Origin of the sequence: Acidiphilium cryptum JF-5 (genome assembly GCF_000016725.1) — a bacterium.
GTDB classification, from domain to species: Bacteria; Pseudomonadota; Alphaproteobacteria; order Acetobacterales; family Acetobacteraceae; genus Acidiphilium; species Acidiphilium multivorum.
Window position 1 is genome coordinate 165586 of record NC_009467.1, and the last position, 19577, is coordinate 185162.

Consider the following 19577-nt stretch of genomic DNA (forward strand, 5'->3'; position numbering starts at 1 on the left):
CCTGACTGGCGCTCTGCTCACATGTCCTGAACCCCCAGACATCGTCGCTGACAAAAATGCCACTGGCGGCATTTTCCTTCATATTGTGATATCATATTTAGCCATCTTCATTTCCCATAGGGTTATAAATGTGGCTCTTCGACGTCTCAAGTGGAATGGAAGACGTCGAGCATGGCGTTGATGGGCGCGCCGAGCAGGTAGATGATGCACGCGAAGGTAGCGGTGTTGCGATAGCCTCGGGCGCGAGCGCGGGCTGCCTGGAACAGCCCATTGAGCGCTTCGAGGCGGGCATTGGAATGGCCTGACTTCCAGCGTCGAATGATCCGCTTGGCATTGCGCCGTACGGTATCGACGGCCTGTCGAACAGGATCGAGCAGGTGGTCGGGATCGTCCAGCCGGGCGGTGACGTGGTTGAGGAAGTTGGTCAGCCGCCAGCGCGCGGCCTGTGGCGTTGCGGCCAGGCGAACCCAGCGCAGCATCTCCTTGGCGCGATAGGCTTCGGCTGTGGCGAAGCCGCTGTTCTCCAACTGGTCGAGCGCCTGCCGCTGGGCCATGGTCAGGTTTTCCGGTCGCTTCAACGTGGCCCAGCGTACCCCCTTGGGCAGGTTGTGCTGATGCGCCTCGGCGCGCCGCACCTGCTCGACCGCGGTGGTGAAGATCTGCACGACGTGGAACCAGTCCACGGTGACCGAGGCCTGCGGGAAGCTCTCCGCCGCAGCAGCAAGGAAGGCCGCCGACATGTCACACACCACCTCGGCGATGCGGCGGGCCTCGCCGCCGTGCTCCGCCAGGAAGGCCCGGAAGGCGGTCATGCATTCCTTACCCTTTCCGGGGGTGACGAACAGCACCGGGCGCTCGGCCGCATCGAGGTCAATGAACACGGTGACGTAGCTGTGGCCTCGCTTGGCCGCGGTTTCGTCGAGTGCGATCGCCTCGACCCCGCTGAGATCGAGCCGCTCGATCGCCCGGCCGACATAGTACCGCAGAATGCGCCACAGCCGCTGGTCGGTGACGCCGATGATGCGCGCGGCAGCGGCAACCGGCATCTCGCGCATCAGAGCCAGCGCGGCCTGCTCGAACAACAGCGTGAAGCCGCTGTCGGGACGTGCCCAAGGCACAGCAATGCGGAGTACGCCGTGCTCCGGACAGTCGGTGCGTGGCACACGGGCCTCGATGATGCAGGCGTGCTGAAAGAAGTTGAGGTGCCGCCAGCTCAGTTCCTTCCAGTCGTGCGGTTTGCACAGCCGGCCGCAGGTTGGGCAGGGGAAGCGGGCGCCTGGGTCGGCGGCGACGGCCAGATGCAACTCATGCGGCTGGTAGTCGGTTTCCAACCGCTGGTCGACCACGCGCCAGGGTGGGGTCAGTCCGAGGCCGAGGGTGAAGATGTCGCTGCTTGCCATGGCGGTGCTCCGCGCAATCAGAGTGTCCCGTGCGGGCTGGCACCGCATGCCGCGCCAATGCGCGATCGGACTGCGGGATGCGGCTGCTCGGCCCGTCTGCCTCAAGACTGGCGCCGTGCTCGCCGCCGTCAAGAACGCTGCGCGTCGCTACGCGATGGCCTGCGGCCATTCTTGACCGCGGCTGTGCACGACGCCCCGCGCACGATCAGGCCGGGACGAAGAAACGGCACTCCAGCCGAACCAAGAAACTGGCCCCAGCGTGGCAGGGCTGCTACCTGCGGTGGTGGTCACGCCACTTTCAGGAACCGCCGAAGTTCCACTCGCGGCGTCGAGGAGGCATAAATGTCTGCTGCCTTCACCGTTTATCGAAACAATAAAAATAACTATCCGTATTCGTTGTGCGTAATATCATACGAAAAAGACGTTGTGAAAGCCCTCCGTTCAAAAAATATTATTCTTGAGTCCATTGTTACGGCTGACGATGAAGCTATATTCTATTCAATATTCGATTATGAACAAAAGGATTCGAATTATGATTTGTGTATATTATATTCCGAGAATTATTCATCTCACGTAATTACAATGCTTTCTGAGCTAAAGCTAATAATAGAAATTCCAATTATCGTTATATCTGCGGTATATGATGAGGCATATGCTGTAAATATTCTGAGACTCGGCGCAGATGATTATATCGTTAATAATGTAGGAAGGCGCGATTTAAACGTACGAATTGAAAGAATAATCAAAAATAAAAAAAATTCTCGTATAATTAACGATAATGATATAAATACGAAAAAACAAAACTCAGAATTTGATGACAATATACTGATATTTAACAACTTTTACAAGTATTTTACTCCTAATGAAATCAAAGTTTTAAATAAATTGGTAGAAAACGTGGGCGAAATCGTTTATAGGCAAGATCTTTCGATTTATACGCGCGGATATTATCATAAGCAGCCTGACAGAAGTGTAGATAATCTTATATCACGAATCAGAAAGAAACTTCGATTGATTGGAATTTCTGATTATCAAATAAAGTCATCAAGCTCTCTTGGATATGTATTGGTTGGTGACGGGAGTAGATTTTTTAATGAATTATCAAAAAATATAGAATTATATGAAAAAAGTATCGACACAAAATTATAGCACATTGTGTCTATCTCATCCAACGATGATGCTTGGAAAGGAGCTGTCCTACCTTCGTTTAAATTACACCATCATGCCGCGGGACAGCCAACCAGCAGAGATGCATGCGGCAGAAAGATATCCCTCCTGAAACGCGGTCCCGGGTGAGCGGGACCGCATCAGTCAGGATCGACCAGCGGGTCTCAGAGGGTTTTCTGCCGCCTCCGAACAACGAGACCGAGAACGAGCAAGCCTGTTCCAAGGAGCAGAACACTGCCCGGTTCCGGTACGTCCACTTTGAGAACTGCCGGCGCTCCGTTCGCCTCAACGTAGTCGACAGCGAAACTTGTCATCGATCCCACAGGTAACGTGCCGGTATCGCTGACGGCTTGAGTTTCGCCAGGCGAGTAAGTCACCTTGTTGCCGTTTGCATAGCTGCTGGCGCCATCGTCGTGGGTGATCGTGACGTAGGTGCCTGCAGCTATATTCGCAGCGGGGCCTTGGAGCGAGAACTCCAGATATGAATAATTCGAGCTTCCTGGAGAACTCATCGTGGTTCCAAGGAACGCAGCCTCACCACCCGTACCGCTGAAATTTGAGATGTTGGCGGTATTCGTAAAGAAGTCGGCGTACGTATTCGACTGTCCCTGGTTATTGGTGTTGTCGAAATTCAACTGCCCTGAGTATGTGAAGGAAGCCAGTGCATCTACGGCCGATGGCGCAGGCTGGCTTGCAGCGTTTATGAAGTTGGTGCCGCCAATCTTACCGGTCGTTGTGGTCCAGGCCGTTACTAGCCAGGTCGGATTATAAATATCCGCCCGCGCTATTCCCGTGAGGCCGAGGAGCACCACGGCTCCATGTAACAGATATTTGCGGACGCTAGACATGTTCAATCTCCAAACGTTTGAGAAATCATGCCATGAATGACCACGGACACTTCATACATTGAAGTGCGTTCAATAATCAGGCAAAAATTGTGCCGTATTTGCAATATGAATAGAATCAGATGTTTATCGAGCATCGGCCCGTCGAGTGTAAAGTTTCCTGACAGAATATTATTTCAATATATACGCTAGATAGTTATTTTATAAAAAATTCACTCCAGGTTGTAAGCATTGGGATGCCTTTCGTCTGCTTGTCTCGCATCCACGTATTCAGAATATCTCGATGCCCACCTTATTCTTAAGTAGTACTTAGCCATTTGTATACTCATCTTGGCTATTCTGTGCGAGCTTGTCGCTGATTTGCCAACGAAGAGGTGAGCAAGGGCGCATCCCGCAGCAACCGAGATTACTGTACTTGACCAATGTCCGACCCTGTCCCGCTACCCGGCCTGATGGTCAGTTTTTCGTTCCCTCTGGTCCGACGAATTTGTCAGCAACGCGACCGGGAACTTGCCGCATTCCCTAATTTAGGACCTTCGGAAATCGAACGCCCTTCCCCGGCCGCCCTATTGGTGTTTTTCCAAGGCTCGGTAGAGTGTGGCCCGGTGGACACCCAGCAAACGGGCAACCTCGGCCACGGGTTTGCCGTCCGTCTCGATGAGCTGACGGGCATGAGCGATCTGCTCGGCCGCGAGAGCAGGCCGCGGCCCAAAGCGCACACCGCGCGCCTTGGCTGCGATCCTGCCGGTGCTGGTGCGTTCGACAATAAGGGACCGCTCGAAATCGGCCATGCCGGCGAACACAGTCAGCACCATGCGGCCGGCCGGCGTCGTGGTATCGGCCCACCGCTCGGCCAGTGAAAAGCGACGCAGCTGAGAAACTTCTAGATTTTGACAGGAAAGCCTGCCGCCTTCCACTCGGGATAACCCTCCTCCAGTCGCATCGCTTCGATGCCACGTGTGCGAAGACGCGCCACCGCCTCGAAGGAGAGAACGCAGTATGGCCCACGGCAATAGGCAACGATCGGCGAGCGCGATGCAAGACTGTCCAGCATCGCGTCAAGGTGATCAAGGGTGACATTGAGCGCCCCAGGCAGATGCCCTTGAGCAAATTCTTCCGGCGGCCGGACATCGAGCAGCGTCACGCTGCCCTCGCGCAGGCGTTCAAGCAGGGTCAAGCGCGATACGGGCTCGAGAGAATCCCGCGCCCGGAAATACGCCTGCATCACCTGGTCGATTGCCGCGATGTTCCGTTCGCCCACTCGCCCCAGGCTGCCCAGCAACGTCACCACCTCGGTCTCGGAGACCAGGCTATAGAACATGTTCTTGCCCTCTCGCCGCGGCGCCGCAAGGCGGGCACGGCGCAAGATCTGCAGGTGGCGGGACGTGTTCGAGACCGACAGGCCAATCCGTTCGGCAAGATCCTCCACGCTGCGCTCACCTTGGGCGATCAGTTCGATAATTTCGATCCTGTGCGGATGCGCAAGCGCAGCGGCGATCTCGGCGAGATGGCTGAAAATCTGTTGCTTTGGACCGCTGCTTGACTTCATCTTCGACTCATTCAATCAATATCGCGAATGATAATGTGATGGCGCGCTGGCGACAAGATCGCCACGTCAGCCGGGAGCAACACTCATGATCCTGCGACAGCTCCTGCACACCGATCCCACGGCGGCCTCCTATCTGCTCGGCTGTGTCGGCAAGGGCGCCGGCGTGGTCGTCGACACGCTGTTTCCGATCGAACCTTATCTGCACGCCGCCTCGGCCTCCGGCTCGCCGATCCACCTCGTGATCGACACGCATCTGCATGCCGATCACCGCTCCGCCGGCCGCGCGCTGGCCGAAGCGGCCGGCGCCGAATACGCCATCCACGAATCCGCCGAGGTCTCATATGCGTGCCGCCGCCTCGCAGACGGCGAACGGCTCGAACTCGGCAATGTCGTGCTCGAGGTGCTGCACACGCCGGGTCACACGCCGGAGCATCTCTGCCTCACGGTGACCGACCGCACCCGCGCGGATGAGCCATGGAGCGTACTCGGCGGCCACACGCTCATGGTGGGCGATGTCGGCCGGACCGAACTTGCGACCGACGCCGCGCGCGGCGCGCGCGACCTGTTCACGAGCCTCGCCCGGCTCAAGGCGCTGCCCGACCATATCGAGGTGCTCCCCGGTGCTCTGGCCGGCTCGGTCTGCGGCCGAGGTCTCTCCGGCAAACCGGTTTCGACGATCGGCTTCGAACGGCGCCATAATCCCGCTTTCCGGATCGACGATCGGGAGCAATTTGTCGCATTCATGCTCGAGAATATTCCACCCCCGCCCGAAGGCGCGGCCGAACTGCGTGCGTGGAATTCGGGCTTCACCGCGTGACCACAGTGACAAACGCCTCGGCTCATATCCGCGGCATCGCGGCCAATCGCTGCCAGTTTACCCTACAGGCGCTACAGGTCTTCTTCGTCGGTCTTGTCATCGGCATGGAGCGCGCGGTCCTGCCGACCCTCGCGCACGAGTTCGGCGTCGCTCCAGGTGCCTTTCTCTTTCTCGCGAGTTTCGTGCTCTCCTTCGGCCTGGTGAAGGGCGCGCTCAACCTTGTCGCCGGCGGGCTCGCCGACCGGTTCGGCCGCAAGCCTGTCCTCATTGCCGGCTGGATCGCAGCCATTCCCATCCCGCTACTGATCTGGGCGGCACCCAACTGGTGGTGGATCGTGATCGCGAACGTGTTTCTCGGGATCAGCCAGGGCTTCACCTGGACAATGACGGTGACCAGCCAGATTGACCTCGCCGGCAGTCACCAGCGCGGGCTTGCCGTCGGCATCAACGAGGCTACTGGATATGTGGCCGTCGGCATCGCCGGTGCTTGTGCTGCCTTGCTGGCCGAGGCGGTCGGCGCGCGCGATGCCCTGATGATTTTCGGCATGGCCACGATTGGTCTGGCCTTCGCCACGATCACCCGTGTGCGCGACACGCTTGCCTGGGTAAAGGCCGAACATGCCGAGGCCGATGCTGGCGCATCGCAGGATCATACGCTCACGCTCCGCGCGATCTTCGTCCGGATCTCCTTTCGCGATCGGGTTGGGCGGGCGATCTGCCAGGGCGGGGTCGTCAACAAGATCGCCGACACGCTGGTCTGGGTGATGTTCCCGCTGTGCTTCAAGGCACATGGCGCCAAGCTGATCGAAATCGGCTGGCTGACCGGCACCTACGCCACGGTCTGGGGCGTCTCACAGCTCTGGACTGGCCACTTGGGTGACCGGGTCGGCAGGCGGACGCCGGTGATCGCCGGGTTTTTCCTCCTTGCCGCCGGCATCGCAATCACGGCGGCCGGGCGCGATGTTTCGCTCTGGTTGCCGGGAGCGATCGTCATGGGCATCGGAATGGCGCTGCTCTACCCGAACTTGATCGCAGCAATGTCCGACCAAGCGGCGCCACTGATCCGCGGCAAGGCTCTCGGGACCTACCGTTACTGGCGCGACACCGGCTACGCACTCAGCGCCCTGTTACTCGGGCTTATCGCCCAATTCGCCCAGGCAACCCTCCCGACGCTCTGGATTACGGCGATCCTCGTGGCCGCATCCGGCGGCTGGCTCATGCGGGATCTCTCTCGGAAATAAAGCCACACGGCAAAGCCCAACATATCAGTTCTGTGTGTATTCACGTGTGCCGCACGTAAAATGCACTTCCGTGCCACCACCCCTACCTCTATTCAGAGGTAGCGTTTGGAGATTTTGCGCCGCCCGACCAAACCAAGACCGACAAGGCCAGTGCCGAGCAGAAGAAGGGAGTCGGGTTCGGGTACTGGTGTACCGGATGTCGGCGTCAGGGTTTCCGATATAAGATCATAATTATTCTTTGTCCCATCCCAGTTAATCTTAAAATCCGGATTATATCCGGAAAATGTACCAGACGACAACGTAACATTGAATACATAATTAATGCTTGCATTGGCTGGCAATGCCGGGCCGGTCGGGGCTGTTTCGGCCATGAAGCAGTAGAAATTTCCAGTTCCATTACAGCCGTTTGCGTTTAGACCTCCTATTGATTCTGTGAATCCTGACGGGGCCAGAGCACTCGCAAAATTTGATGGCTGGTTGAAAGCAAACGACTGTACGCCATAGCGCCCACCTTCTGTATCGGAAGGGCCATTTATGCCTGCGATATTAAGGGTGAACTGATCCGTTAAGGGATTGGCTGTTGCTGATTCGGTCAGCGTATAGGTGAGGCCATCGGCGATCAGGCTGGCGCGAGCGCCTGCCGTTGTAAGCCCCAGGATGACGACAGCGCTGGCAACATGGCTAAACTTCAACATGAACGTCCCTTTCGAAAGGCTGGCGTTGACTGACGCGGTCGGTTCATTTCGGTTCGGCTGCTTTACGCAGGGGAGGCGCCGATTTTGGCCGCAAAATAGAACAAGCAATTCCCATGCCGAGCTAAATAAGCTCGTAAAATCAATGAATAAAATATTTTAGACAAGCGAGATGTAAAATATACTGACACTACTTTTGGTCGAGTCATTCATGAAAAACATCTTTGGTTGTATAAATTTGGCGAATAGCCGTAATGCCAGAACCCGTATCATGGAAGTTCGTCGAAAGTCCCCTGGAATTGATGCGCATGGAACTGGATCGCTCAGCAAGATCCAGGTAGAGCCGCCCAGGCAGCCTGATCAACGGACCCAGGGGATGCTGAAACACCGCCCCCCCAACCACGCCGAGGTCTTCGCCGTATGGATACAATTGATGCAAATTGATGTCGGAGTTATTTCGCGTCTGAGTGCCGCGGCAAGATACATACGCCACGAGGATGCCGAACGGCTCGCCTGGCCGAAGGCGGCGCTGTTGATTTTTCTTGTCTCGATCGCGGCCTGGGCCGTTATTCTGGCGTTGTTCATCTGGTTTTGAATTCGCCGGCGCGATTGGCACGAGGAAGCTAAGCTACAGCTAGTCAACCATCATTCGCGCCGCATCAAACCGCCTCTCGGCCCGACGCCCCTTGCCCTACAAACGTGTGTATCACAACCAGCCTGATGAATTCGAGCGTGGCCCGCATCATCGGCGCTGGGATTCTACCTATTCCTCGCTACTGGGCACGGTGATGGCCGTGAAGATAGAAGGCTATGTCCATGACAGCGATGACACTGATCATCACAACAGCAAAAGACGCGATCGGACGATCATAGAGAATGACGCTTTTCGCGCTGATGCAATCCACGACATGAATGAAGCGTTGCCGCAGCGACACCATCCCAAAGACCCTTTCTTGTCGAACATATTACCGCTTTTTCATTTTCGATCTTATCGATGTCAAGGCTCGCGGAATAGTTGAAATTCCGCATAGCTCATTTTTGTGAATTTTCGTCTGCGCAATCTTAAGCAGCCAGGATCCTCGCATCGGCGATCCCCAGCCCCCGGACGGAGATTCCATCAGCCGTGCGGCCCTCATAGCTATGGTGATGACGCCCATGCACCACGAACTTAGTCCGCATCGCATGCGCGAGTTCATCGATCCCGGCGAAGTCATGCTCATGAGAAGTCGGCCACTCATGGGTAACCAGCACATCGCCCCGTCGAGTGTAAAACTTCCTGACAGAATAATATTCCACTCTATACGCCAGATGCCGTAATGGGCCGAGTGCCTGGCGCTAGGCGGAGAGGTGGCTGTCCTTGAGCCGACCGAACATGTTCTCGGTGCGGTGGCGCTGCCGGTAGAGCGCCTTGTCGTGCGGTAGCGGCTCTTTCCTGCTCCGGATTGATAGAATGCAGGGGAGTGATACCGCGTTCGAGGAGGGCGGCGCGGAACGCGTCGCTGTCGTAGCCGCGATCGGCGAGCAGTTCGCGGGCCAACGGCAGGGTGGGCAGCATCATCGTCGCCCCCTTGTGATCGCTCATCTGGCCTTCGGTCAGAAGCATCATGATCGGACGGCCCTGCCCATCGCAGACGGCGTGAAGCTTGGAGTTCAGGCCCCCCTTGGTCCGCCCGATACAGCAGGGAAAAGTCCCTCTTGAAGCAGGCAGGCCGTGGTGCGATGCGCCTTCAGGTGGGTCGCATCGAACATCAGCCGTTCCGGCGTGTCGGCCTCGGCCGCCAGGGCCGCGAAGATACGGCTGAACACGCCAACCCGGCTCCAGCGGATGAAACGGTTGTAGAGCGTCTTCTCGTCTACACCGCGCAGTCCAGATACCTTAGTTGGCAGATCCTCATCATTTACCGCCCTGCCGTTGTACGCCGTGCCTGCCGCTCCTGCTCGGGCTGTTCGGTTCGTTCCGCCCGCCGGATTTCAGCACCACTCTCAGCGGCCCGCTGCCAGTAACCACGCGCCTGTTCGCCTGCCTGGCTGTCACCCCGGCCAACGGCTTGCCCGGCCTTCTGCTCGGCCCGCAGCGCCATCAGATACCCGGAAATCTTCTCGGCATCGGCAGCCGCCCGGAAGATCTCTCGCGCGTCTTGCTGCAAGGCTTTGATCCAGCTCCCGACATAGGCCGCATGCTGGCCCGGATCATGGCCGATCCCCAGCTTGTCCGCGATCATCAGCGAGGCGATCTCCGCCCTTAGCTCCTCCCGCGCGTAGGCTTCCGATCCAAACGGGGTGCCAAGATCCGGCCGGTTCAGCCGCGAGGGGTGCCCTGTGGCGTGCCCCTTATGCCGACATCGGCATAACGGCCATAATGCCGAGATCCGGATTATGCCGCATCTGCTCGGCAGGGCGCGGTTGGCGGTATGATCGCACCAATCCCATTCGGCATAATCTTCATCGCTCCAACAACATGGAGCACGACGATCATGCCTCAATATTTGCAGACCTGCATCGAGCCGTATCTGGACTCGTTCGCCGAGAGCTTTGCGGCGGAGAATTACACCGCCGGCACGGTCAAGACCTACCAATCGATCCTGCGGAAGGTGGGGCACGCGATGGATGTCGAGGGCATCAGTCCTTCGGCGTTGACGCTCGACATGGCCGAGCATCTGGGACGCAAGGTGCCGCGCAAGAAGACGGGCTCGGTATGGCCGTATAGGTTGGCCCGCCGGTTCGCGCAGCATCTGCTCGATATCGGCGTCACGCAGCCGGTGCCGTTGACCGAGGCGCAGCAGGCGCGCGCGACCCTGCTGGCGAACTTCGAGACCTATCTGGTCAAGCATCGCGGCCTGAGTCCGCGGACGATCTATCACACGCTGCGGTTCGCCAACCGGTTCCTCGATCATCGCTTTGGTGATGCGATAGTTGATCCGGGGCGGTTGCGGCCTGCCGACGTGATCAGCTTCATCGAGCATGTGTTGGCAGGCGCGCGTCGCGACAAAACGGTGGCAACGCATGTTCGTATCTTCCTGCAATATCTGTTCGGCAGCGGCGCGACAGCGACCAATCTGGCGCTGAGCGTGCCTAGGGCGGCGAAGCGCTGGGGCGCACGACTGCCGCGCCATCTGTCGCCCGAGGGCGTCGAGGCGGTGCTCGCCTGCGTGCGCGACAGCCCCCGGCACGGCGCTCGGGACTATGCGATGCTGCTCATCATGGCCCGGCTCGGCTTGCGCGCTGCCGAGGTCATCGCGATCCAGCTGGACGACATCGACTGGCGCGCGGGCGAACTCTTGGTGCGTGGCAAGGGGAAGCTCCACGATCGCGTGCCGATCAGCGCGGAGGTTGGCGAGGCCCTCTGCCGCTATCTGCGCGAGGAACGCGGACCCGCGTCCTGTCGCACGATGTTCGTCACCCATCGCGCGCCGTACCGTCCGTTCAAGGACAGCCAGATCGTCAACGCCGTTCTCAAGGATGCGCTGAAGGCGACTGGCCAGAAGCCGGTAACGCCCTATGTGGGATCGCACCTGCTGCGTCATAGCCTTGCCACCCAGTTAGTGAACTCGGGTGCATCGCTCGACGAGGTGGGCGATGTGCTGCGGCACCGCTCACGCACATCAACGATGATATATGCCCGTCTCGACATCGATGGGCTGCGGTCAGTGGCAATGCCTTGGCCCGTGGCGGGAGGCGCGCAATGAGCCTCACCTTCCAACTCGACCGCTATCTGGCTGTGCGGCGCCGCCTCGGCTACGACCTGAGCACCAGCGAGCGCATCCTTCGCCGCTTCACGCGGTTCGCCGACAGCGAGCGTGTGACGCATATCGACACGGCGCTGTTCCTGCGTTGGCACGCTACGCTCGGCGAGGCCAACGGCATGACGCGAGCGGCGCGGCTTACCGCCGTGCGCCTCTTCGCGCAGTGGCTGAGCAGCTTCGATCCGGCGCATGAACCCCCACCACGGGGCCTGTTGCCGGACACTGTCATGCGCTCGCGTCCGCATATCTACAGCAATGCCGAGGTCGCTTCGATTATCGCGGCCGCAAAGGCGCTGCCGTCGATCTGCGGGTTGCGCGGGCTGACTTGCTCGACACTGTTCGCGCTCATCGCGGTCACGGGCTTGCGCATCAGCGAGGCGCTCGCGCTCGATGGGAACGACCTCGACGCCGATAATGGTGTGCTGCGCGTCCGACAGGGCAAGAACGGCAAGGAGCGGTTGCTGCCGCTCGACCCCAGCACCGTCGAGCGACTGCTCAACTATCGCATCGAACGCGATCGGCTGATCGGTCATCCGGCGGTGCCGCTGTTCGTAACCGACAAGGCGACCCGGCTCACCGACTGCACGGCCCGCTACAACTTCGCGCAGGCGTGCCAGCAGATCGGCTTGCGATCCGAGCAGCAGTACCATCGGCATGGCCGAGGGCCACGCATCCACGATCTGCGCCACACCTTCGCCGTGCGCACGATGATCGACTGGTACCGGACCGGCAAGGATCCGGCGCGCGAGATGATCCGGCTGACGACCTATCTGGGTCATAGCAGCCCTTCCCGAACATACTGGTATCTGGAGGCGGTCCCGGAACTGCTCGATCTGGCGATAGCCCGTGCCACCGCGAGCGGCGGGGAGATGGCACAATGAACGCCGTCACCTTGCCCGCGCTGATCCAGCGCTTCTTCACCGACCGGCTTTGCACGCAACTGGAGGCGAGCCGACATACGGTCGCCGGCTATCGCGATACGTTCCGGCTGCTGCTCAGATATGCGAGCGCCCGCCGCAAAAAGCCGCCGGTCAACCTGACGGTCGAAGACATCGACGCCGATCTGGTCGCGGACTTCCTCGCCCACACCGAGACCGCGCGGGGTAATAGCGCTCGCAGCCGTAATACCCGGCTCGCCGCGATCCGATCGTTCTTCCGCTTCGTCGCGATGACCGATCCGACTTGGCTGCTGCACTGCCAGCGCATCCTCGCCATGCCCAATAAGCGCTATGTGAAGCGTGCGGTCACGTTCCTCGATGCCGAGGAAATGGCGGCGCTGTTGGCGGCTCCGGATCGTACAACATGGGCGGGGCGGCGCGATCACGCTCTGCTCCTGCTTGCGGTCCAGACAGGCCTGCGGGCTTCCGAACTGGTCGGCCTCACGCGGGGCGATGTCGTGCTGGGGACCGGCGCGCACATCCGTTGCATGGGCAAGGGCCGGAAGGAGCGCGCCACCCCGCTTCGCCGCGAGACAGCCAAGCTGCTGGCGACGTGGATCGGCAACGACAAAGATGAGGGCAAGCCGCTGTTCCCGTCGATCCGGGGCGAACGGCTGAGCCGTGACGCTCTTGAGCATCTGGTCCGCAAGCACTGCCTCACGGCGTCGCGCGCGTGCCCGAGCATCGGCACGAAACAGGTCACGCCACATACGCTGCGCCACAGCACGGCGATGGACCTGCTCCACCACGGCGTTGATCCTGCGGTGATCGCGCTCTGGCTTGGTCACGAGAACGTCGAGACCACCCAAATCTACATCCATGCCGACATGCGGATGAAGGAAAAGGCGCTCGCTCGCGTCGCCGCTCCAGCCACGCCGTCGGGCCGGTTCCGGCCCGACGATCAACTCCTCGCGTTCCTGGAAGGGCTCTGATTATGCCGAACAGCCGCATGGCCAATGCCGGGCTATCCGGCCTCCAGCGGAGGCCATGCGGCATAATCCGGATCGCGGCATTATGCCCCAGCTCATGCAGCGCCGTGCTGTAAAACCGATCCGCCGTCTTGAATTGCTCGCGCTCCGGCATCGTGACCCGGTCTTGCGCCAGGGTGTAAAAGGCCCGGTCGCCGGGCCGGTAGATGATCGGCACCCCGGAATTGCTCATGATCTGCTCGGCTGCGGCGTGGCGTTCCCATTCCGCCAGGGCGGGCCGGGCCTCGATCTTCGGCATGCCGGCGATCTGCTCGGCATTGAACACCACGGCCGAAAACACCCGCGGCCGTTCCAGCTCGACGCTGCGGTAAACCTGATTACCTTCGGCATCCTTCACCGGCCGGCCCTGCTCGTCCTTCACCGGCACCCGGTCAAACTTCTTGAAATACTGGATCAGCGTGCCCTTTTCGCCCTTCATCACCTGGGCATCGAGGCTCTGCGCCTGCTTGTAGGTGGTCCAGCGCGGATCGCTGTAGCCCTTCATCTCGGCCACTGCCATCAGCCAGATTGCGTTGCCGCCCTGATAATCCTTGCCGGTGATCGCGTTGTAAGGAATGAACCGGAGGCCGCTGGGCTCCCACGGCTTCACCCAGGGTGCGGTGCCATCCTCCAACTGCTTGACGATCGAGGCGGCAACCGTCTGGGCATAATCACCGGCCATGGGTGGCCTCGTTGGTATTCTCCACGTCCGCATTGGACTCCCAGGCATCCGCCTCATCGAGTGCCGTTTCCTCAACCAGTCCCAGCTGCTCGACCTCAGCCGGGTCGATCTCCACCATGACGCCCGGCCGCATCAGATCGGCTAGGTCGCGCGAGATGATTGGTTGCTTCGGGTCCATGGCTCTCCTCCTTCTCAACGTGTTCTGTAGCGTCTGGTGCGATCGGCCGGCCCTACCGCGGCCCCCTACCCTTCCCCGGCACGCGCGGGAGGGCTGCGCAAGCCAACCTTGTTGCACAGGCCATCGGTCGGATCGGACTCATAGGATATGTTCGGAGCAGTGTTGCGGTGCGGCTCGGCATCTTCCGCCATGCCCGCAAACCGAACCGGGGGCATTAGCGCCTGGCCCGGATCGCGGCGATCATCAGGCGATCCAGCCCCGCCATGTCGATCTCACCCCGAATGCACCGCTCATTCACAGCCTCAAGCTCCGGGTGATGAACATAACCCTGGCGGTTATTCGCTGCACGGGCCTGCTCGATCGCGCGCCAGCGCCGCATCATCTCGGATTCCGAAATTTTGCCGACCAGCCGGTCCATCCAGCGGCGCCTCATTACTACCGGAAGTAGAGGTTAAGCAGAAGCGCAGCGAAGTTCAAGGAACCTCAAAGGTTCATTTCGGCTCGGCGAATGTCTGTCTTGGAAAAATCATCACCTTTGAACAGCAGCGCCGCCCGATAAGATTTGGCAGCGCCATAGGCAAAGCAATCGCCCATATTCAAGGCGGCCGGATGCCGCCCCTTCCCGAAATCGGCATAAGCCTGGATTGCCAGATCATACTCACGCTCGCCAAGAGAAATGACCTCGATCCCGAGCGCGCTCATAAAGCTCTTCACCTTTTGCCGGGCACCGTCCATCGAAAGGCCGAAGCTGCGGCAGAGCCCGGCCGTCGCCTCCCACATGGCAACCGGCGAGACGAGACGGGTGCGTTCCTGGGCCAGAAGATCCGCCAGCATGTCGGCATCCTCCTCGCCGGCGATCATCGCGATCAGGGCCGAGGCATCGATGAAGATCATTCCCCCTCCCCCGACAGATCATCGAAAAATGCCTTGTCTGCCTTCAACCCTGTGGGCGGCGGCAGCGGATTGGCTTCGCGCCACTCACGCAGGCGCTCGCGCAAGGGCTTGGCTTCGCGGGTTCGGTCAAGCTCGGCCTGCACCGCAAGCCGCACGGCATCCTGTTTGGTTAAACCCCGCTCTTTCGCCAGTTTGGCGACAAGCTCGGCGGTCGCATCATCGCGGATATAAAGGGGCATGGGCGCCTCAAGATATTCAAATATCTGTTTAGAGATATCTCGATATTCAGCCTGGAGCAAGGATATCCACCAGAACATCGCCTGGTCGACATATGCCTACGCCACGGAATGGATTTCCTGGCTCCTCCCATTGCCAGTGCTACCTTCACCGCCGAACGGCTTCCATGTGACCGAATGCCAGGAACTTGGCTTTTAGTTCCCACCCCTCACACCGAGTGACGCCGCGATATCGCCGATCGAGCGGAGCAGGACCAACGGATCGTCCCTGGATTGCTCAAAGCCGCGCCGCCGCCAGAATTCGGCGGCTTCCCTGTCGACCGCATTCACCATCAAGGCCCGACCGCCAATAAGCGAAGCCGCCTGAACGCAGCGCTGAAGGGCGTGCTTTACAAGGCCGGTGCCGATGCCCAACCCCGCCCACCTGGTGTCGATCGCCAGTTGACCGAGTAGCATGCATGGAACGGGATTGGGTGGCTGCCCTGTCCGGATCGAGCGGGGCAGAACTGTCGGCACGATAGCGGTGGGAGCAAGGCCGTAATATCCAACAACACGACCTGCCTCATGCACAACGACGACGGCGGTAAAGCCCTTCTGCTGGTTGGAAAGCGCCCGCGATTTGAGCCAATGATCGAGCGGCGATTTCCCGCAGGAGAACTCCGATACATCGTGATCAGCGGTAAGTGGTTCAGGCTCCGACAGCGGCAAATAGCTCACCGCTTGGCAACGTAACCCGGCTCCCACGGCGCGGGTCGCTTCAGGACTTCCACCATCTCCGGCACCGGAGCGGCGGGACGCGCCAACACATCCATGAATTCGGCGAAGCCTTCCGCGCTCATCCGGATCAAGCCCTGCTCCATCACAACCTCTTCGGCCGCACGCACAGCGGCGTCACGTACGAAATCCGTGCGCGAACGCCCGCGCAAGCTCGCAGCGCGATCGATCATTGCAACATCCGCCTCGGGCAAGCGCATCGAGATCGGGTATTCCTTGCGTTCAGCTACTGTGGCCATGGCTAATCTCCTTGCCTGCCATATAGCGCACCGTATCGCAAAATCCAATACATAAAGCTCGACACCATCACCAACGATCTCATGAGGAGAGGCGCAGGATGACGATGCGAGCGCAAGGTTCTTAAAAAACCTGGCTCATTAGGGCACCAGCCGCCTCGGCTTACTCGCTCCCCCTATCAATCATCCCGACATCACGCTTCCTTCTTGAGCCTACGGATATGGGTGGCACGGGCATAGCCTCTTTGTTAGACTTTGCCGGCGATGAACTCCTCTCAGCAAAATATCGAGGCACCCAGATCCAGTCAGATATATCGACACGCCTCGCTGCAACCTGGTCATCTGCAATATTCCGCATCTGACGCGTGTCGTGCGACAGAAAGGGATTTCAAATCGATGCAGTTGGCTCTGTTCCCAGAGCAAATCAGACTCATCCGGGTCCGACCCGAACACAACGAAAAGCGCTACTACCAGATCGAGATCGTTACAGACCTGTTCGGTGCCGTCGGCCTCGCACGAACCTGGGGGCGGATCGGACGTTCCACACACTCCCGGTTTGACCCCCTCCCCGATCTCGGCACCGCCATCGATGCCCTCCGCCGTCTGGCTCGCGCCAAACGTCGCCGCGGCTATCAGGACTATCCATCTACAGGGTGGTTCTGACAAAAATACAATTCTGCTAAAGCCAAGCTCAGGCCCATTCGAAGAGCCAAGTTCCGATCGATCAGGCCTTTGTAGCCGAGCGCGATGCCAACCACCCGGCGGCCTCGTGTCGTCGCGACTTATATCGTGATCTCCGCCAGCGTGCTTTCCATCCGAATGCGACATTCGATCAGTAGCGGCATCGCCAGGCGTCTAAAACATCAGTGGGGTCCGAGGCCCTGGAGGTGACGAGGGCTGCGGACTTGACGCCGCGCCACCGCCGAAGTGCCATACGCTAATGGCGAGCCGCCCCGCAGACACTGCCCCTGCCCAAGCACCGGATCGCGAGGTCCTCGCCGGCCTGGTTGAGCGGGTGACGTTCCACAATGCCGAGAACGGTTTCTGCGTGTTGCGGGTGAAAGCCCGGGGGCACCGTGATCTCGTTACAGTCATCGGGCATGCCGCGACGATCAGCGCCGGAGAGTGGCTGACCGCGAGCGGTGAATGGGTAAACGACCGGGTTCATGGCCAGCAATTCCGGTCGAAGTTCCTGCGGACATCGGCGCCGACCACGGCCGAGGGGATCGAGCGCTATCTGGCCTCTGGCATGATCCGCGGCATTGGGCCGGTGTATGCGAAGAAACTGATCCGGGCCTTCGGTGACACGGTGTTCGACGTGATCGAGGCCAAGCCCGAACGCCTGCGCGAGGTGCCGGGTATCGGTGCGGTGCGGGCCGGGCGGATCGTCAACGCCTGGGCCGAGCAGAAGGTTGTGCGGGAGATCATGGTGTTCCTGCATAGCCATGGGGTGAGCACGGCCCGCGCCGTGTGGATCTTCAAGACCTACGGCGCTGACGCCGTGCAGGTGATGAGCGAGAACCCGTATCGTCTGGCGCGGGATATCAGGGGGATCGGTTTCCGGACAGCGGATGCGATCGCGGAGAAGCTCGGCATCGCCAGGGACGCGATGATCCGGGTGCGTGCCGGCATCGGACATGCTCTGGCGACGGCAATGGATGATGGCCATTGTGGCTTGCCGGCCGGCGAACTGGTCTCGCTCGCCGAAACGCTGCTCGAGGTGCCGGCGCCGCTGATCGGGACGGCACTCGACCTCGAACTGGCAGAGGGCACGGTGATCGCCGATCAGGTGGCGGGGACTGACTGTGTGTTCCTGGCCGGCTTGTATCGGGCGGAACAGGGTATCGCCGAGCGGCTGCGAATTATTGCCTCCGGTGCAACATCCTGGCCATCGATCGATGCCGACAAGGCGATCGGCTGGGTGGAAAGCCATCTCGGCATGAATCTGGCGGCGAGCCAGAGTGAGGCGGTGCGGCTGGCGCTGACCGCAAAGCTGCTGGTGATCACCGGCGGACCGGGTGTCGGCAAGACCACGATCGTCCGGGCGATCCTGCGGATCCTCGCTGCAAAATCCGTCCGCATTCTGCTCGCCGCGCCGACCGGCCGGGCAGCCAAGCGTCTTGCCGAGACGACGGGGTTCGAGGCGAAGACGATCCACCGCCTGCTCGAGGTAGATCCTGCGAGCGGCGGCTTCCGCCGCGGCGTCGACCATTCGCTGGAATGCGACCTGCTGGTGATCGACGAGACCTCGATGGTGGACGTGCCGTTGATGCATGCGCTGACCAGGGCGATCCCCGACGAGGCAGCGCTGCTGGTGGTGGGAGATGTCGACCAGCTTCCCTCGGTGGGACCGGGGCAGGTGCTCGCGGACCTGATCGGGTCTGGCGCGGTACCGGTGGTGCGGCTGACGGAGATCTTCCGCCAGGCAGCGGCAAGCCGGATCATAACTGTGGCGCATAGCGTCAATCGCGGGGAGATCCCCGATCTCGGCCGCGCCGATCCCGAGAGCGATTTCCATTTCGTGGCGGCCGACGAGCCGGAGACGGCGGTCGAGCGCATCGTGGAGTTGGTGAAGACGCGGATTCCGCGCCGGTTTAGACTGGATCCGATCCGCGATATCCAGGTGCTCTGTCCTATGGCCCGGGGTGGGGTCGGCGCGCGGTCACTCAACATCACCCTGCAGGCGGCGCTGAACGGCGCGGCGGAACCGCGGGTCGAGCGATTCGGCTGGACCTACGCCCCCGGCGACAAAGTCATGCAGATCGAGAACGACTACGACCGGGAGGTCTACAACGGCGATATCGGCTTTATTGCTCGGGTCGATGCGGAGGCTGGTGAGATCGCTGTCGGCTTCGATGGACGGGAGGTGGTCTACGGTCTCGGCGAGCTGGACGCGCTTGTGCCGGCCTATGCGGCGACGATCCACAAGTCCCAGGGCTCTGAATACCCAGCCGTCGTCATTCCGGTGCTGACCCAGCACTACGTGATGCTGCAGCGGAACCTGCTCTACACCGGCATCACGCGCGGCCGGCGGCTAGTCGTTCTGGTCGGCAGTCGGCGTGCTGTCGCCATCGCCGTGCGGAATATCTCGGGGCGGCGCCGATGGTCGAAGCTTAGGGAATGGCTGGGGCAGTAGGCAGGATCTGCTCCCGAAGTTACGAGGCCGCCCGAAATGTCTCGCATGGTCGTGATCGATCACAACCTTGTAGCTGCACGC

The 19577-nt window shown here is 60.3% G+C and carries 22 protein-coding genes and 2 pseudogenes; 9 read left to right on the plus strand and 15 right to left on the minus strand.

The genetic code is table 11. From position 1 onward, the window contains the following. Positions 1-146 precede the first annotated feature (146 nt). Positions 147-1400, minus strand: a complete 1254-nt coding sequence (locus ACRY_RS00665) for an ISL3 family transposase (protein WP_011930454.1) — start codon at positions 1398-1400, stop codon at positions 147-149. A 342-nt stretch (positions 1401-1742) separates the two neighbouring features. On the opposite strand from ACRY_RS00665, the gene ACRY_RS18370 reads away from it, so the two are divergent. Next, the gene (locus ACRY_RS18370) at positions 1743-2549 is read left to right on the plus strand and encodes a response regulator transcription factor (RefSeq protein WP_081432816.1); all 807 of its coding nucleotides are present in this window, start codon (positions 1743-1745) and stop codon (positions 2547-2549) included. Between the two features lie 182 nt (positions 2550-2731). On the opposite strand, the gene ACRY_RS18375 is transcribed toward ACRY_RS18370, so the two are convergent. From ACRY_RS18375 to ACRY_RS00685, 3 genes and pseudogenes are all read right to left on the minus strand, one after another. Beyond that, positions 2732-3415, minus strand: a complete 684-nt coding sequence (locus tag ACRY_RS18375; protein ID WP_231295195.1) for a PEP-CTERM sorting domain-containing protein — start codon at positions 3413-3415, stop codon at positions 2732-2734. 563 nt (positions 3416-3978) lie between these two features. Then, positions 3979-4272 (minus strand): annotated as a pseudogene (locus tag ACRY_RS00680) (recombinase family protein); the annotation flags it as partial. Between the two features lie 23 nt (positions 4273-4295). Then, entirely contained in the window at positions 4296-4961 is a 666-nt protein-coding gene (locus ACRY_RS00685; RefSeq protein WP_011930452.1) for a metalloregulator ArsR/SmtB family transcription factor, read from the minus strand. Between the two features lie 85 nt (positions 4962-5046). Here ACRY_RS00685 and ACRY_RS00690 point away from each other — a divergent pair, with 85 nt between their 5' ends. Together ACRY_RS00690 and ACRY_RS00695 are read left to right on the plus strand one after the other, a co-directional pair. Beyond that, positions 5047-5778 (plus strand): MBL fold metallo-hydrolase, encoded by a 732-nt coding sequence (locus ACRY_RS00690; protein WP_011930451.1) that lies wholly within the window; start codon positions 5047-5049, stop codon positions 5776-5778. Next, positions 5775-7019: an MFS transporter gene (locus ACRY_RS00695; protein ID WP_050751060.1), complete on the plus strand. Its 1245-nt coding sequence runs from the start codon at positions 5775-5777 to the stop codon at positions 7017-7019. The genes ACRY_RS00690 and ACRY_RS00695 overlap by 4 nt, the downstream gene beginning before the upstream one ends. Before the next feature lie 92 nt (positions 7020-7111). Here ACRY_RS00695 and ACRY_RS18380 read toward each other — a convergent pair whose 3' ends face one another. Continuing rightward, entirely contained in the window at positions 7112-7714 is a 603-nt protein-coding gene (locus tag ACRY_RS18380; protein WP_081432818.1) for a PEP-CTERM sorting domain-containing protein, read from the minus strand. A 208-nt stretch (positions 7715-7922) separates the two neighbouring features. Here ACRY_RS18380 and ACRY_RS18385 point away from each other — a divergent pair, with 208 nt between their 5' ends. Continuing rightward, positions 7923-8306 carry a hypothetical protein gene (locus ACRY_RS18385; protein ID WP_155856288.1) on the plus strand — a complete coding sequence of 128 codons (384 nt, stop codon included), beginning with the start codon at positions 7923-7925 and terminating at the stop codon, positions 8304-8306. 702 nt (positions 8307-9008) lie between these two features. Here ACRY_RS18385 and ACRY_RS20520 read toward each other — a convergent pair. The 3 genes from ACRY_RS20520 to ACRY_RS20525 all read right to left on the minus strand — a co-directional run bounded on the left by ACRY_RS20520 (position 9009) and on the right by ACRY_RS20525 (position 10287). Continuing rightward, positions 9009-9317 carry a hypothetical protein gene (locus tag ACRY_RS20520; RefSeq protein ID WP_011930448.1) on the minus strand — a complete coding sequence of 103 codons (309 nt, stop codon included), beginning with the start codon at positions 9315-9317 and terminating at the stop codon, positions 9009-9011. Between the two features lie 44 nt (positions 9318-9361). Continuing rightward, positions 9362-9517 (minus strand): hypothetical protein, encoded by a 156-nt coding sequence (locus ACRY_RS20015; RefSeq protein ID WP_011930447.1) that lies wholly within the window; start codon positions 9515-9517, stop codon positions 9362-9364. Between the two features lie 92 nt (positions 9518-9609). Then, entirely contained in the window at positions 9610-10287 is a 678-nt protein-coding gene (locus tag ACRY_RS20525; protein ID WP_419465238.1) for a zincin-like metallopeptidase domain-containing protein, read from the minus strand. Here ACRY_RS20525 and ACRY_RS00715 point away from each other — a divergent pair. From ACRY_RS00715 to ACRY_RS00725, 3 genes are read left to right on the plus strand one after another with little or no spacing between them, the layout of a single operon-like run. Next, on the plus strand, positions 10186-11397 hold the full coding sequence (locus ACRY_RS00715) for a tyrosine-type recombinase/integrase (RefSeq protein ID WP_011930445.1): 1212 nt from the start codon (positions 10186-10188) through the stop codon (positions 11395-11397). The genes ACRY_RS20525 and ACRY_RS00715 overlap by 102 nt on opposite strands. Continuing rightward, positions 11394-12335, plus strand: a complete 942-nt coding sequence (locus ACRY_RS00720) for a tyrosine-type recombinase/integrase (protein WP_011930444.1) — start codon at positions 11394-11396, stop codon at positions 12333-12335. Before ACRY_RS00715 ends, ACRY_RS00720 begins: the two co-directional genes overlap by 4 nt. Then, the gene (locus ACRY_RS00725; protein WP_011930443.1) at positions 12332-13324 is read left to right on the plus strand and encodes a tyrosine-type recombinase/integrase; all 993 of its coding nucleotides are present in this window, start codon (positions 12332-12334) and stop codon (positions 13322-13324) included. Before ACRY_RS00720 ends, ACRY_RS00725 begins: the two co-directional genes overlap by 4 nt. Positions 13325-13460: 136 nt before the next feature. On the opposite strand, the pseudogene ACRY_RS18405 reads toward ACRY_RS00725, so the two are convergent. The 7 genes and pseudogenes from ACRY_RS18405 to ACRY_RS00755 all read right to left on the minus strand — a co-directional run. Further along, positions 13461-14099 (minus strand): annotated as a pseudogene (locus ACRY_RS18405) (ArdC-like ssDNA-binding domain-containing protein); the annotation flags it as partial. Further along, a complete protein-coding gene (locus ACRY_RS00730) occupies positions 14032-14220 on the minus strand; it encodes a hypothetical protein (protein WP_035187637.1) in 189 nt (62 codons plus the stop codon). The gene ACRY_RS00730 and the pseudogene ACRY_RS18405, both read right to left, overlap by 68 nt. Before the next feature lie 214 nt (positions 14221-14434). After that, positions 14435-14638, minus strand: a complete 204-nt coding sequence (locus ACRY_RS00735) for an antitoxin VbhA family protein (protein ID WP_043508801.1) — start codon at positions 14636-14638, stop codon at positions 14435-14437. Positions 14639-14703: 65 nt separating this feature from the next. Further along, positions 14704-15114, minus strand: coding sequence for a type II toxin-antitoxin system VapC family toxin (locus ACRY_RS00740; protein WP_011930441.1), 411 nt, complete (start codon positions 15112-15114; stop codon positions 14704-14706). Continuing rightward, on the minus strand, positions 15111-15413 hold the full coding sequence (locus ACRY_RS00745) for a type II toxin-antitoxin system VapB family antitoxin (RefSeq protein ID WP_231295196.1): 303 nt from the start codon (positions 15411-15413) through the stop codon (positions 15111-15113). The genes ACRY_RS00740 and ACRY_RS00745 overlap by 4 nt, the downstream gene beginning before the upstream one ends. 132 nt (positions 15414-15545) lie before the next feature. Then, complete coding sequence (locus ACRY_RS00750) at positions 15546-16058, minus strand: GNAT family N-acetyltransferase (protein ID WP_043508851.1); 513 nt, start codon at positions 16056-16058, stop codon at positions 15546-15548. Positions 16059-16063: 5 nt separating this feature from the next. Next, the gene (locus ACRY_RS00755; RefSeq protein WP_007424913.1) at positions 16064-16363 is read right to left on the minus strand and encodes a DUF1778 domain-containing protein; all 300 of its coding nucleotides are present in this window, start codon (positions 16361-16363) and stop codon (positions 16064-16066) included. Positions 16364-16756: 393 nt separating this feature from the next. On the opposite strand from ACRY_RS00755, the gene ACRY_RS00760 reads away from it, so the two are divergent. Both ACRY_RS00760 and ACRY_RS00765 read left to right on the plus strand, forming a co-directional pair. Then, the gene (locus ACRY_RS00760; RefSeq protein ID WP_011930438.1) at positions 16757-17023 is read left to right on the plus strand and encodes a WGR domain-containing protein; all 267 of its coding nucleotides are present in this window, start codon (positions 16757-16759) and stop codon (positions 17021-17023) included. A gap of 277 nt (positions 17024-17300) precedes the next feature. Beyond that, positions 17301-19496, plus strand: a complete 2196-nt coding sequence (locus ACRY_RS00765; protein ID WP_011930437.1) for an ATP-dependent RecD-like DNA helicase — start codon at positions 17301-17303, stop codon at positions 19494-19496. The last annotated feature ends 81 nt before the right edge of the window (positions 19497-19577 follow it).